Source organism: Hornefia butyriciproducens, assembly GCF_009695915.1.
GTDB lineage: Bacteria > Bacillota > Clostridia > Peptostreptococcales > Anaerovoracaceae > Aminicella > Aminicella butyriciproducens.
In genome coordinates this window covers 162552-176528 of record NZ_VUMZ01000001.1, presented here as the reverse complement: position 1 = coordinate 176528, position 13977 = coordinate 162552, and the positions used below count along the sequence as shown (strand labels likewise).

10 protein-coding genes are annotated in these 13977 nt (G+C 53.9%); all 10 read left to right on the top strand.

Features of this window, described 5'->3' with window-relative positions:
- The first annotated feature begins 30 nt into the window (after window positions 1-30).
- The 10 genes from ilvC (at window position 31) to FYJ64_RS00710 (ending at window position 13831) form a co-directional block, all read left to right on the top strand.
- A complete protein-coding gene (ilvC, locus tag FYJ64_RS00755) occupies window positions 31-1044 on the top strand; it encodes a ketol-acid reductoisomerase (protein WP_276960602.1) in 1014 nt (337 codons plus the stop codon).
- Between the two features lie 116 nt (window positions 1045-1160).
- Complete coding sequence (gene ilvD / locus FYJ64_RS00750) at window positions 1161-2828, top strand: dihydroxy-acid dehydratase (RefSeq protein WP_154573340.1); 1668 nt, start codon at window positions 1161-1163, stop codon at window positions 2826-2828.
- Window positions 2829-2831: 3 nt separating this feature from the next.
- Window positions 2832-4460, top strand: coding sequence for an amidohydrolase (locus FYJ64_RS00745; RefSeq protein ID WP_328596971.1), 1629 nt, complete (start codon window positions 2832-2834; stop codon window positions 4458-4460).
- 144 nt (window positions 4461-4604) lie between these two features.
- On the top strand, window positions 4605-5921 hold the full coding sequence (locus FYJ64_RS00740; protein ID WP_154573339.1) for an ATP-binding protein: 1317 nt from the start codon (window positions 4605-4607) through the stop codon (window positions 5919-5921).
- On the top strand, window positions 5918-6781 hold the full coding sequence (locus FYJ64_RS00735; protein WP_154573338.1) for a DNA-binding domain-containing protein: 864 nt from the start codon (window positions 5918-5920) through the stop codon (window positions 6779-6781). Before FYJ64_RS00740 ends, FYJ64_RS00735 begins: the two co-directional genes overlap by 4 nt.
- Before the next feature lie 1105 nt (window positions 6782-7886).
- Entirely contained in the window at window positions 7887-8036 is a 150-nt protein-coding gene (locus FYJ64_RS00730) for a hypothetical protein (protein WP_154573337.1), read from the top strand.
- A 508-nt stretch (window positions 8037-8544) separates the two neighbouring features.
- Complete coding sequence (locus tag FYJ64_RS00725; RefSeq protein WP_154573336.1) at window positions 8545-11283, top strand: valine--tRNA ligase; 2739 nt, start codon at window positions 8545-8547, stop codon at window positions 11281-11283.
- Entirely contained in the window at window positions 11280-12587 is a 1308-nt protein-coding gene (locus FYJ64_RS00720; protein ID WP_154573335.1) for a bifunctional folylpolyglutamate synthase/dihydrofolate synthase, read from the top strand. Before FYJ64_RS00725 ends, FYJ64_RS00720 begins: the two co-directional genes overlap by 4 nt.
- Before the next feature lie 3 nt (window positions 12588-12590).
- The gene (locus FYJ64_RS00715) at window positions 12591-13379 is read left to right on the top strand and encodes a threonine/serine exporter family protein (protein ID WP_154573334.1); all 789 of its coding nucleotides are present in this window, start codon (window positions 12591-12593) and stop codon (window positions 13377-13379) included.
- A complete protein-coding gene (locus FYJ64_RS00710) occupies window positions 13376-13831 on the top strand; it encodes a threonine/serine exporter family protein (protein WP_154573333.1) in 456 nt (151 codons plus the stop codon). Before FYJ64_RS00715 ends, FYJ64_RS00710 begins: the two co-directional genes overlap by 4 nt.
- Window positions 13832-13977 lie beyond the last annotated feature (146 nt).

Below are 13977 nucleotides of genomic sequence, written 5' to 3'. Positions count from 1 at the left end.
ATAATTTGTATAAAAAATATATCTTACTATATAACAAAAGGAGACAGAAAAATGATAACGAAGTATTATGACGCAGATTGTAACTTTAGTGTTTTAGATGGAAAGACCATTGCAATCATTGGATTCGGAAGCCAGGGGCACGCTCATGCGATGAACCTGACCGAGAGCGGAGCAAAGGTTGTTGTCGGTCTGAGACCGGGTTCCAAGCATGAGAAGAAGGCGAAGGATTTCGGCCTGGAGGTCATGGATATCGAGGATGCGGCGGAGGCCGGAGACATCGTCATGATTCTGACGCCGGACGAGCTGCAGGCGGACATCTATGCAGAGAAAATCGCGCCGCATATGCACGCCGGAAATGCGCTGGCGTTCGCACATGGCTTCAATATTCATTTCCAGCAGATCGTTCCTCCGGCGGATGTGGACGTCATCATGATTGCTCCGAAGGGCCCCGGACACATCGTAAGAGAGCAGTATACACAGGGTTCCGGCGTTCCGTCTCTGATCGCAGTTTATCAGGACGCTTCCGGCAAGGCGAAGGATATCGCGTTGGCGTATGCTTCCGGGATCGGTGCCGGCAGATCCGGAATCATTGAGACCACTTTCAGAGAAGAGACAGAAACCGACCTGTTCGGTGAGCAGGCAGTCCTCTGCGGCGGCGTCTGCGAACTGATGAAGGCGGGCTGGGAGACACTGGTCGAGGCAGGATATGCACCGGAGATGGCGTACTTCGAGTGCATCCACGAGATGAAGATGATCATCGATCTGATCTATGCGAAGGGCTTCGACATGATGAGATACTCCATCTCCAACACTGCGGAATACGGTGACTACATCACAGGACCGAAGATCATCACCAAGGAGTCCAGAGAAGGAATGAAACAGGTGCTGTCCGATATTCAGGACGGAACATTTGCCTCCAACTTCATCAAGGAGTTCAAGGCCGGCGGAAAAGCGAACTTCCTGGCAATGAGAAAGATCCAGGCTGAGCATCCGGTCAACGAGGTCGGCAGAGACCTGCGCTCCATGATGAGCTGGCTGCAGTAGCAAAGACGCCATAGTGCCGTGCGGTCCGCAGTCTGCAGGGGCATCGGCAAGGTGATCGGCATTGAAAGAGATAAAGCAGTATAGAGAACAGAAATGAGAAACTGAGAGGTTATATTATGACCAGAAGAAGTGATAATGTAACCAAAGGCGTAGAAAAGGCTCCCATGCGAAGCCTTTTTTACGCTATGGGTTACACAAAGGAAGAGCTGGAGAGACCGCTCATCGGTATCGTCTCGGCTCACAGTGAAATCGTTCCGGGGCATATGCACCTGGACAAAATAACAGAGGCTGTGAAGGCCGGCGTGCGTATGGCCGGCGGCACGCCCATCATGGTTCCGGCAATCGGAGTCTGTGACGGGATCGCCATGGGTCATGTGGGAATGAAGTATTCCCTGGCAAGCCGTGAACTTATCGCAGATAGTGTCGAAACGATGGCGAATGCCCATCAGTTCGACGGGCTGGTGCTGGTGCCCAATTGTGACAAAATCGTTCCGGGAATGGTCATGGGGGCCGTCCGGATCGACATCCCTACTGTCGTCTGCTCAGGCGGTCCGATGATGAGCGGCCTGGTAGGCGGCGTGGAAACTTCGTTATCTAAAATGTTTGAAGCAGTTGGGGCACGCAAGGCCGGTATCATTGACGATGCAGGACTGACCGAGTTCGAGCAGAATGTCTGCCCGGGCTGCGGGTCCTGCAGCGGCATGTACACCGCGAACAGTATGAACTGTCTCTGCGAGGCGGTCGGACTGGCACTTCCGGGGAACGGAACGATTCCCGCGGTGCACAGCGGACGTATCATGCTGGCGAAGCACGCCGGCATGGCGATTATGAATCTGGTGGAGAAGAATATTACTGCCCGCCAGATCGTCAACGAGAAATCTCTGAGGAACGCTCTCGCCTGCGACATGGCTCTGGGCTGTTCCAGCAATACGGTTCTCCACCTGCTGGCGATCGCCAATGAGGCGGGAGTCGCTCTCAGCATGGAGGTTTTCAATGAGATGAGCGGAAAGGTGCCGAATCTTTGTCACCTGGCGCCGGCAGGCCCGACACATATGCATGATCTGAATCAGGCGGGGGGCGTGCAGGCGGTACTCGCGGAGCTGAACAAGAAGAATCTGATTGAAACGGATCTCCTTACGGCAAACGGTCATACCGTGGCTGAGAATATCAGAAACGCCTATATTAAGACAGATGCGATTCGTCCCATTGACAACCCCTATTCGGAAACCGGCGGTATCGCGGTGATGTGGGGAAATATCGCTCAGGAGGGCAGCGTTGTTAAGAGAAGCGCCGTCGCTCCGGAAATGCTAGTGCATGAGGGTCCGGCGCGGGTCTATGACTGTGAGGAGGACGCGATTAAGGACATCTACGAAGGAAAGATTGTGGACGGCGACGTGGTCGTCATCCGCTACGAAGGGCCGAAAGGCGGCCCGGGTATGCGGGAAATGCTGAATCCCACCAGTGCGCTTGCCGGTATGAAGCTGGACAAGACGGTGGCGCTGATTACGGATGGGCGCTTCAGCGGAGCGAGCCGCGGAGCTTCTATCGGACATGTCTGCCCGGAGGCGGCAGCCGGTGGAAACATCGGTCTGCTTCGGGAAGGTGACATCATCGAGATCGACATTCCCAACGGAAAGCTGAACGCCCGTGTCAGCGATGAGGAATTCGCCGCCCGCAGAGCGGAATACACACCGCGGGAGCCGAATATCCGGCACGGATGGCTCTATCGCTATTCCAAGATGGTTGGACCGAGCTGCAAGGGCGCGGTGATGATGGAGGACTAAATCGTGAAAAGGGCATTTGTCAACGGAAAAATCTTCACCTCGGATATTTCGGGAGCGGAGTCTCTGTACGCGGAGGCTCTTCTCTGCGACGGCGGCAGGATTCTGTTTGCGGGAGCAGAAAAGGATCTTCCCGCCGGGGAATACCCCCGGATTGACCTGGGCGGCCGAACCGTGATCCCGGGATTCGTGGATGCGCATATGCATCCGGTCATGCTGGCGGATTTCAGCAGGCAGATCGCCTGCCTTCCGCCGAAAGTCAATTCCATTCAGGAGCTGATTCAGGAAATCGCCCGGGTACGGTCGGAAAAGCCAGAGGGTGGCTGGATCAAGGGATGGGGATACGATGAGGGCAAATTCGCGGAGCATCGTTCCCCGAACCGCTATGATCTGGATAAGGGATCGTCGGATTTCCCGGTGTTCCTGACCCGCAGCTGCGAGCATATCCGCTGTGTGAACAGCAAGGCTCTCGAACTCGCGGGAATTACCCGTGACACGCCTGACCCGCAGGGCGGAGAGATCGAACGTGACGAGCACGGCGAACCCACCGGTGTGCTGAAGGAAAACGCCCGGGATCTGGTGCTCCCGTTCATGCCGCCGGAGACAAAGGAAAGCACTGTGGCGTCGCTGATCGATCTGGGAAATCTCCTGACCTCTCAGGGAATCGTTGCCGTTACGGATATGGGGAATCTCCACGAGGGCGGTAATTACGAATTCTACGAGGAGGCGGTGAAGCGAGGGTTCCGTCAGAGAGTTTCACTCTACTATATGTGGGATTACTTTATGGATGACCCCTTGTTCGACATCACGCCGGAACTGATGGATCGGAACCGGCAGATCCGCATTGCCGGACTGAAGCTGATCGGCGACGGGAGCATCAGCGGAAAGACTGCATGGCTTTCGGAGCCTTATCTGGGAACGGAGGAATGCGGTTTCCCGGTATATTCCGACGAAAGTATGGAGCGGGCGCTGGAGTTCTGTAAAAGGACGGGCTGTCAGCTTTCAGTTCACGCCATGGGCGGCAGAGCCATCGACCGGGTGATCGACAGGGTTTACCCGGAGAAGGACTGGACCGACGGAAAGGTGCCCTGTCTTCGTGTGGAGCATCTGACCGAGCCGTCGGACCGGGCTGTCGCAAGGGCCGCGGAGCGGGGTTTCGGATTCGCCAGTCAGCCCATCTTTGAGTACTGTGAAATCGAGACCTATAAGAGCAATATGGATCCGGAGCGTCTTCGGCACATCTATCCGCATAGGACGATGCTGGATCGCGGCGTGAAGCTGTGTCTGTCCACGGATGCGCCTGCAACATCGTGGGCCGTGCCGTCGGATCCGTTTTCCAATCTGAAGTCTGCGGTGACGCGCTACGCCTGTGACGGGACGGATATCGGTCAGGATGAGCGGCTCGATATTGAAACCGCGATGATTTTATACACAAAGGAATCAGCGGAAGTTTCCGGCTTCGCCGGGCTGGGCGTGCTGAAGCCCGGATATGCGGCGGATTTTGCGGTGCTGTCGGACGATCTGTTTACCGTGGATCCGATGAAAATCGACGAGGTCTGCGTGGAAGAAACCTATATCGGCGGGGAGCGGGTTTACTGCAGGGAAGACCTGCGCGCTCAGAATCAGTACAGGTAACGGAATACACTCCTTGGATCCCGGAGTCGGGGTCTGAGGAGTATTTCTGCGTTCAGGGAGCGGCCGGCGAGCGGAAGGACAGCTGGAGGACGACCGGCCGGCCGCCGCAGAGGACCGCCTTTCGGACAGGCTCGTGGGAGAATTATGAACAGAGAAAAGATCTTAAAAACAATATCGGTTGCGTTATTTGTGTCGATGGCGGCGCTGATCCGTTTTAATTTTATTACGGAGGGCTTTATCGTTGCGATGTCGGTGCTGATTATGGGCATTTTCATTTATTGCTATGAGGATCTGTCTCCGATGTATATCGCAGCGCTGTCCGGAATTTTTTCGCCACTGTTCCGCCTGATTCTGACGTATATTCAGGACGGGAGACTGCAGTACACACTGGAGACAGTGCTGCCGGACATAGGTTTCTTTTTCACCTATGGAATTCTGTACACTCTGATCTATCGCTTTCTGATTGACGGTCCCAAGACGCTGCGGAACTTTACCTTTGTAATCCCGTTCTGCGACTTTTTCGGTAATGTGGGAGAGATGACGATACGGAGTATCCTGGCGGGCCATCCTTTGTTCACAGTGGAGATTCTGACCTATCTGGGAATCATCGCCCTCGTGAGGACCGCACTGGTGGTGGTGGTGCTGGTGGCGATCGAGTCCTACTCCAGCTTTCTGGTGCGCAGGGAACATGATGAAGTGTACAAACGGCTATTGACTCAGGCCTCGGTTGTGGACAGTGAGATGCGTCTGATGGAAAAAAATGAATCAGATGTGGAAGAAGTCATGAAAAAGGCGTATAATCTTTATAAGGAGGCCGGAGCGGATCCGGAGGTTCCTCACCGTTTCACGACTCAGATTCTGGAAATCGCCAAGAATACGCATGAGGTCAAGGCGGATTATCAGAACGTGATTTCTGTTCTTCAGGAGGATTATCTGGACAAGATCGGAAATCAGTCGATGCTGATGAGTGAAATCTGCAAGCTGGAGAAGGCCAATGTTATGAATTTAATCCGGCGTCGGGGATACCATGCGTCCGTCATGGTTCGAGGTCAGGCGGATTTCAAGGTGCACGACAGCTTCAAGATGATGTCGGTCATCCGGAATCTGCTGACTAACTCGGCGGAAGCCATCGGAACCGAGCAGGGTCGCATCATTCTGACACTGAGTGCCGAGGCCCGAGAGGTCCGCGGGGAAAACAGAACTCTGTATTATCGCATTACGGTTTACGACAACGGACCCGGCATCGAGAAGGAGGACCTTGACACGATTTTTCTGGACGGATACTCTACGAAATTCAACCGGGAAACGGGATACATCCAGCGGGGACTGGGGCTGAACGTTGTTCAGGATTATGTGGAAAACGTATTTCATGGAACGATCGCTGTGAACAGCAGACCGGGAAAGTTCACCGAATTCACGCTGCTGATTCCGGCGAAACAGATGGAAGAGGACTCGCAATGAAGTATTACATAGTGGATGACAATATCGCGACGGTCAAATCGCTTGCAAACATTATACGGAGCCGTGATATCGGCGAGGTGTGCGGATATTCGACGGATCCGGAGGCTGCGATGGAGGAAATTCTCGAGGACAGACCGGATATCGTGCTTGTGGATCTGCTGATGAGCGAGATGGACGGGATTTCCCTGGTGGAGCGGCTGCGGAAGCGCGGAAGCGGCTCTGCCTTTGTTATGCTCTCCAAGGTCACGGACAAAGAGATGATCGGCAACGCCTATAAGGCGGGCGTAGAGTTCTTCATCCACAAGCCAGTCAATATCGCCGAGGTGGAGAAAGTCCTCAAGAATGTGGCAGAGAAAATTAGAATGAGGAGAATCATGGAGAATCTCCGCGAGCTTTTCGGTGAGGACGGGAACAAAAAAGAAGCCGCTGAGGATGCTCTCTCGGAGGAGTCTGCGGTGAACGAGGAACTTCAGAGTCTGGACATGATCTTCAATATGCTCGGTATGCTGGGCGAAAAAGGTACCCGGGAGATCCGGGAAGTCTACGCCTGTATGAGGGACTGCGGCTGCGGCTACGACAAAGAAATTCTGAGCCGGGTGGCGGAGGAGCGGGGTGATTCTGTGAAAAACCTGGAGCAGCGTATCCGCCGTGCCATGAAGAAGGGACTGACGAATGTGGCCAGCGCAGCTCTTGCTGATTATGAAAGCGAGGTATTCCAGATATACGGAAATTATGTTTTTGATTTCAAGTCGGTGCGGGACGAGATGGATTTCCTGGAAGGAAAAAGTAAAAGCGGTGGCAGGGTCAGTATTTCTCATTTCATGGAGGGACTGATTCTCTACGGAAATTCCATCAGGTGACAGTCTGCAAATCGATGAGGTGCCGTGAAAGAACGAAAAAAACATAAATTTTCTCGCGCATGAGTTTTTTTGAGTTTTAATGAATTATCTGAATAGAATATAAGTGAGTCAGAGAGCATATGATGACGCCTGATTCCGCACCAGCGGTGAAAGATAAAACAAATCCTTCAAAAGAAGAGCGCTGTACGGGGTATGTTCGTGAGAATGTTTCCCCGCCGGCGCTCTTTGCATATATGGGGCGTCCTGCCATGACTCCGGATTCGCTGCGCACGCCGATCGTCAGGACGGGGGCAAGAGGGGGGGCAGACTCGCAGACGCGGCAGGTACAGCAGACTCGGCAGACTGCAGACGATCAGGCCTTGCGGAGACCGGACTTCCCGGGCAGACGGATATCTTTCAGTAAAAAAAAAGAAACACGCTGCAGCGTGTGTGGTTTTCTCTACCGCCAATTGTCTGATGAGGAAGGTAGTTTGTATAATCAATCAAATCAACTATTCAGGAGTATCTAAATGTGCCGGCATATTGCCGAAAGTACCTCATCAGAACAACTGCGCATAGAACGACTTATTATGGCATTTTCGTGTCGTTTTATCATGAAGGAAGCAAATGCTTCCGATGATAACAGTCTATAGTGCACTTGCCGCGGCTCCGGCGCGTCGGATGAACGGCCGGAGACCACAGGCAACTGCATGAAGTTTTTGAAGGCTGGCACCCGGGGGCGCCAGTATACTTCGAAAAACGGAGAGGGCTGTTAAATTTTTTTAATCACTTCCGATTAACTATCAATATAGTACAGCATATGTTGTAACTTGTCAACAACTATAAAATAAATTTTTGTTAAATATAAACAAATGAATTTGGGTAAAATCGGAATAATTGAGGCTGTAATCCAATCAGGGAACTGCGGCGGAACGCGGGTCATTGCGGAGAGACGAATGCGGAGATTGCGGAAAAACAAGGGTTACAGCAAATATGAGATATTTCTGCAAATAATTGATTTTTTTTAAAATCGCAGTATAATTAAAAAAACAGATGTGCGCATTTTCATGGCATTGGAAAATTTGGGAATGCTGAGGAACTGTGAGATTTTTGAGGAGGTATGAAGATGAGTCCGTTTGTATTGCAGATGATTCCGGTTTATATCATGTTTGTGATTCTTGTCATCGTTGTCATCGTGGTGATCAGATATTTCGTAAAGAAGAGCAGGGATCGGAGGCAGGGCCGGGAGAGCAGGAAAAATAATTTTGATTTGTAGTCTGCCCGCACTCTGCGGTTTGTGCAAAGACTTCCTGCAGGGTACGGCGGGTTCAGGGCTGGAGAGCAGCCCTTTTTTTGTTCTTGCATCCGCAACAGATTATGGTAAAATAATAAAAGTAATTTCATAGAGACGGAGAAGAAGAGGAGTACGCGGAAGAGCGCTCTACAGAGAGTCGGATCCACAGGCTGAGAGGTCCGGGAGAAGGCGTTCGCGGAAGGTTGCTTTGGAGTCTCAGCAGCGATAATGAAGGGTCAGGCTCGCGCATGCGGCCTGGAACAAAGGTGGTACCGCGGAGTTATTTCGTCCTTTGCATAGGAGTGCAAGGGATTTTCATTTTTTGCAGGAAGAGAGGCCGCCGGAAAAGAGGCAGCTGCGAGGGCACCGGGAAGGTCGTCACAGAGACAGCTGCGAGGGCTGTCTCCGTCGCAGGAGACATCGTCGAAAAGGAAGCCACAGAAGATATTACAACAGAAGTTATTACAGAAGAAAGGAAGTTAGAAGCTATATGGAAAAAAATCTGGCAAAGACTTATAATCCGAAGGATTTTGAGGATCGCATCTATAAAATGTGGGAGGAAAACGGCTCTTTCCGTGCGGAGGTGGATCCGGACCGGAAACCGTTTACGATTGTCATGCCGCCTCCGAACATTACGGGGCAGCTGCACATGGGGCATGCTCTGGATCAGACTCTGCAGGACGTGCTGATCCGCTGGAAGCGGATGCAGGGTTACAGTGCGCTCTGGCTTCCGGGTTCCGATCATGCCAGCATCGCGACGGAAGTGAAGGTTGTCAACAAAATCCGTGAGGAGGAAGGTCTGGAAAAGGAAGATCTGGGCCGCGAGGAATTCCTGCGCAGAGCCTGGGCCTGGAAAGAGGAGTACGGCGGACGGATCACCCGTCAGTGCCGGAAGCTGGGAGATTCCTGCGACTGGAGCAGAGAGCGCTTCACGATGGATGAGGGATGCAGTAAAGCCGTCCGGACGTTCTTTGTCAGATTATACAAAAAAGGACTGATATACAGAGGCAACCGGCTGATCAACTGGTGCCCCAGCTGCGGAACGTCGCTGTCGGACGCGGAGGTGGAGCACGAGGATAAAAACGGGCTCTACTGGTATTTCCGCTATCCGGCGGCAGAGAAGGGCGGCAGAGATATGGTCGTTGCCACATCCCGGCCGGAGACTATGTTCGGAGACGTGGCGATCGCGGTTAGCCCGGAGGATGAACGCTATGCTGATATGATCGGACAGAAGGTGATCCTGCCTCTGGTGGGAAGGGAAATTCCCATTATCGCGGACCCCTATCCTGATCCGGAGAAGGGCACCGGCGCCGTAAAGATTACGCCGGCCCACGACCCCAACGACTTTGAGGTGGGGCAGCGTCACGATCTGGAGATTATCTCCTGCATCAATCCGGATGCCACGATGAATGAAAATGCCGGGAAATATGCGGGAATGGATCGTTACGAATGCCGGAAACAGTGGGTTGCTGATCTGGAGGAAGCTGGATATCTGGTGAAGACCGACAACATGGTGATTCCGGTAGGCGAATGCTACCGCTGTCATACGGTCATCGAGCCGATGCTGTCGGATCAGTGGTTTGTGAAGATGGAGGAGCTGGCGAAACCGGCTATCGAGGCGGCGGAGTCCGGAAAACTTAAGCATGTGCCGGAGCGGTTCCAGAAGACTTATCTGAGATGGCTCCGTGAGATTCGGGACTGGTGCATCTCCCGTCAGCTCTGGTGGGGACATCGGATCCCCGCCTGGTACTGTGATGATTGCGGCGAGATCATCGTCAGCGAGACGGATCCCGATGTCTGCCCCAAATGCGGAGGCCGTCACCTGCGGCAGGACGAGGACGTGCTGGACACCTGGTTTTCCTCAGCGTTATGGCCGTTTTCTACACTGGGATGGCCGGAGAAGACGCCGGAACTTGACTACTTCTATCCGACCAACGTGCTGGTCACCGGTTACGACATCATCTTCTTCTGGATTGTCCGTATGGTTTTCTCCGGCTGCGAGGCCATGGGAGAACCGCCTTTTGAATACGTGTACGTTCACGGGCTGGTGCGGGACGCGCAGGGACGGAAGATGAGCAAGTCTCTGGGCAACGGCATTGATCCTCTGGAGGAAATTGACAAATACGGGGCGGATGCGCTGCGCTTCATGCTGATTACCGGAATTACGCCGGGCAACGATATGCGCTATCAGGACGAGCGCATCATCGCCGCGAGGAATTTCGCGAATAAGCTGTGGAACGCGGCCCGATTCCTGATCATGAATATTCAGGATGAGAAGGGTGAAATGCTTCCCATGGCGAAATGCTGCAGCGAATGCTGCGGAATGGCCTGCGCCGATACCGACGACTTCTCCTGCATCGCCCTCCGGGATGAGGACAAGTGGATGATCAGCCGGATCAATGATGCGGTCCGCTATGTGACCGACACGATGGGGAAATTCGACCTGGCTCTGGCCGGACAGAGGGTCTATGATCTGATCTGGAACGAGTATTGCGACTGGTATATCGAAATTATCAAAAAGCGCTTCTGGAGTGATGACGAGGAGGACAAGAAGACGGCCCGTTTCGTTGCAGTCTACGCCATGAAGAATATGCTGAAACTTCTGCATCCCTTTATGCCCTTCATTACCGAGGAAATCTGGAGCTACCTGCCGCACTCGGAGGAGGAGAGCCGGGGAGGAAACGGTTATTTAATCAGCGCGGAGTGGCCTGTCGCCGGCGAGGGAAAACACTTCGCCGCAGAGGAGACGATTCTGAATATGGCGATGGAGGCGATTACAGCTATCCGGAACATCCGGGGAGAAGCGGGAGCGCCGCCGTCGCGGAAACTGACTGCCGTTATCGTCGCAAAGGGAGAGGATCTCAGCCGCATTCGCGAAGGCGAACGCTACATCCGGGAACTGGCGAACCTCACTGAGATTACCTTTGCAGAAACAAAGGACGACGTACCCGAAGACGCCATGTCTGCCGTGATTGCCGGTGCGCAGATTTTCATTCCGCTGGAGGAGCTGGTGGATATCGATGCAGAACTGGAACGGCTGACAAAGGAAAAACAGCGACTGACAAAGGAAGTCGAGCGGGCTGAGAAGAAACTGTCCAATCCGGGTTTTGTCGCAAAAGCTCCGGAGAAGGTGGTCGAAGAGGAAAAGACCAAGAAGGCGTGTTACGAAGAAATGCTGGAGAAGGTGAGCCAGCAGCTGGCGAACGTGGAAAAGAAGGCGGGGAAATGAAGGCAGTAGATCGTATTCATGAATACCTGCGATTCGGCATGGTTCTGGGGCTGGAGCGGATGAATGCGCTGATGGCGAAGCTGGGTGACCCGCAGAAGGAACTGGAGGTCATCCATGTGGCCGGAACCAACGGAAAAGGCTCTGTCTGCCGTTATGTCTATGAGGTTCTGCGGGCTGCCGGCTACCATACGGGTCTCTACACATCGCCGTATCTGGAGGTATTCAACGAGCGCATTGAGGCGGACGGGGAATATATTTCCGACGAGGAGCTGGAAAACATCGCGGACAGAGTAATCGCCGCGGCGGACGAAATGGTCGCAGAGGGAATGGAATCCCCGACAGAATTTGAGATTGTGACCGCTGTCGCCTTCGTGTTCTTCCGGGAAAAGGGCTGCGATTTTGTGGTTCTGGAGGTGGGACTCGGCGGCAGAGGAGATTCCACCAACATCATCGAGAAGCCTTTATGCTCGATAATTACGTCGATTTCTCTGGATCATACAGACAGGCTGGGAGAAACGATTCCGGAGATCGCTGCAGAGAAGGCGGGAATCATCAAGCAGGGGTGCCCGGTCATCGTTGGTGCGGAGGATCCGGACGCGAAGGCCGTGTTCCGCAAACGGGCCAATGAACTGGACGCGCCGCTGTTCGATGCGGCGCGGGTACCGGTAAAAACAGTGAGAGAAACGCTGGAGGGCTGCTCCTTCAACGCGGAAATCCTGGACCGGGAATACCGGGGCGTTGAGATCTGCATGCCGGGAGAGCACCAGGTCCGGAACGCGGTATGCGCGCTTTTCGCCGTTACATTGCTGGCAGAGCAGGGAGTTCTGCCGGAACTGACGATGCGGGAAATCAAAGAAGGAATGAAGCGGGCCCGCCAGATTGGGCGGTTCGAGGTTCTGAGCCGGTCGCCTTATGTGATTCTGGACGGTGCGCATAACCCTGCCGGCGCGGCGGCGCTGAAGAAAACAGTACTTACACATTTCCGCGGGGAACGGATTCTGATGGTGACAGGGATCCTTGCCGACAAGGCGGTGGACGATGTTCTGGCTGAGTTTCGGGAAATTACCGATCAGTTTGTCGCCACAGAACCGCCGAATCCCAGAAAGCTTGATGCGGCGGAACTGGCAGAGAAACTCCGGGGACTCGGCGCCTCCTGTGAGTCAGTAACAGAGCCGGAGGAGGCCGCCCGGATGGCGATGTCCGGGAAGGACGACTGGGATCTTATTTTGTTCACCGGCTCACTGTATCTGATCGGGGCTCTGCGGGGAGATGTGATCCGGCTGCTCCGGGAAAATCAGGAGTGATTTATGGAAAATCTGGAGAACAGAAATATCAGTTATGATAAACTGCTGCAGACGATTCTGGATATCGGAGAGGAAATGGTGGTGGCAGGAGCAGAGGTCAGCCGGGTGGAGGAAAGCATCCAGCGGATGTGCCGCGCTTACGGCTGCGACCGCATCAACGTGTTCATCATCGTTTCCAATCTGCAGGTGACGGTGGAAGCGCCGGACGGGCAGATTCTGACGCATATCCGCTGCATCGAGCGGAACGACGTCAATTTCGACCGTCTGGACTATCTGAACGATCTTTCCCGTTATATCTGCGTCGTGAAGCCGGATGTGGAGCACATGAAAAAGAAGCTGGACGAGGTGATGAACCGGAAGGAGCAGCCCGGATGGCTGGGGCTTTTCGGGTGCATCTGTGCCGCGTCGGGCTTCACGGCTTTTTTCGGCGGAAGCGTTAAGGACAGTATCGCTGCGGTGGGAATGGCTGTCGTCATTGTTCTGATTACCCGGTTTCTGGCACCTCGTGAGAACAACCAGATTGTCTTCAACTTCATCACGTCGTTTCTGGCGGGTATTGCGGCGGTTCTGATGGTTCACGCGGGCGTGGGAACGAACGCGGACAAAATCATGATGGGCGGCATCATGCTGCTGATTCCGGGCATCGCCATGACCAACGCGATACGGGATATGCTGATCGGCGATATCGCCTCCGGAATGCTCCGGCTGACCAACGCACTGATTGTCGCGGCGGCCATTGCCTGCGGATTTGCGATGGCGATCGTCCTTACGGGAGGTGTTCTTCATATATGAACAGCACGAATGAACTGATTCAGATCGGCGCTGCCTTCATCGGCTCCATCGGGTTCGCCGTTATGCTGAAGATCCGCGGAAAGCAGATCCTCTATGCGGGCATAGGCGGCCTTCTGACCTGGTGCGTCTTCCTCGCCGCCTATGACGCGCTCGGTACATACTTCTGGTCCAATTTCATCGCATCTATCTTTGTCGCACTTTACGCCGAGGTCATGGCCAGGGTGAACAAAGCTCCCGCTACGATATTCCTGACAGCCGCCGCGGTTCCCCTGATTCCGGGACGCAACCTGTACAACATGATGTACGGAATCGTCCGTCAGCACTATCATATGGCGCAGACCAACGGAGTCACCGCCCTTGTGGTGGCGCTGGCCATAGGACTGGGCTTTGTGGTGGTCGCCGTTCTGATGAAGTATGTTTACAGGCTCAGCTGTTTTGCCCGGAAGCGGTGATGATCGCAGCGGGACTGAGGTGAGCATCCGTATTTCTGACGCGGTCTTGTCGTAATATCTGCCGCAGACGGCCAAAAAACTTGTCAGTCGGCCGGCTGTTTGATATAATAAAACATAAGTTTTTATTGCAGATTCTGGTCTTCAGG

What these genes read in the sequence shown, in the direction of transcription:
- ilvD (WP_154573340.1), top strand. Translation starts at nt 1,161, where the DNA reads ATGACCAGAAGAAGTGATAATGTAACCAAAGGCGTAGAAAAGGCTCCC.
- FYJ64_RS00735 (WP_154573338.1), top strand. Translation starts at nt 5,918, where the DNA reads ATGAAGTATTACATAGTGGATGACAATATCGCGACGGTCAAATCGCTT.
- FYJ64_RS00725 (WP_154573336.1), top strand. Translation starts at nt 8,545, where the DNA reads ATGGAAAAAAATCTGGCAAAGACTTATAATCCGAAGGATTTTGAGGAT.
- FYJ64_RS00710 (WP_154573333.1), top strand. Translation starts at nt 13,376, where the DNA reads ATGAACAGCACGAATGAACTGATTCAGATCGGCGCTGCCTTCATCGGC.
- FYJ64_RS00715 (WP_154573334.1), top strand. Translation starts at nt 12,591, where the DNA reads ATGGAAAATCTGGAGAACAGAAATATCAGTTATGATAAACTGCTGCAG.
- FYJ64_RS00720 (WP_154573335.1), top strand. Translation starts at nt 11,280, where the DNA reads ATGAAGGCAGTAGATCGTATTCATGAATACCTGCGATTCGGCATGGTT.
- FYJ64_RS00730 (WP_154573337.1), top strand. Translation starts at nt 7,887, where the DNA reads ATGAGTCCGTTTGTATTGCAGATGATTCCGGTTTATATCATGTTTGTG.
- FYJ64_RS00740 (WP_154573339.1), top strand. Translation starts at nt 4,605, where the DNA reads ATGAACAGAGAAAAGATCTTAAAAACAATATCGGTTGCGTTATTTGTG.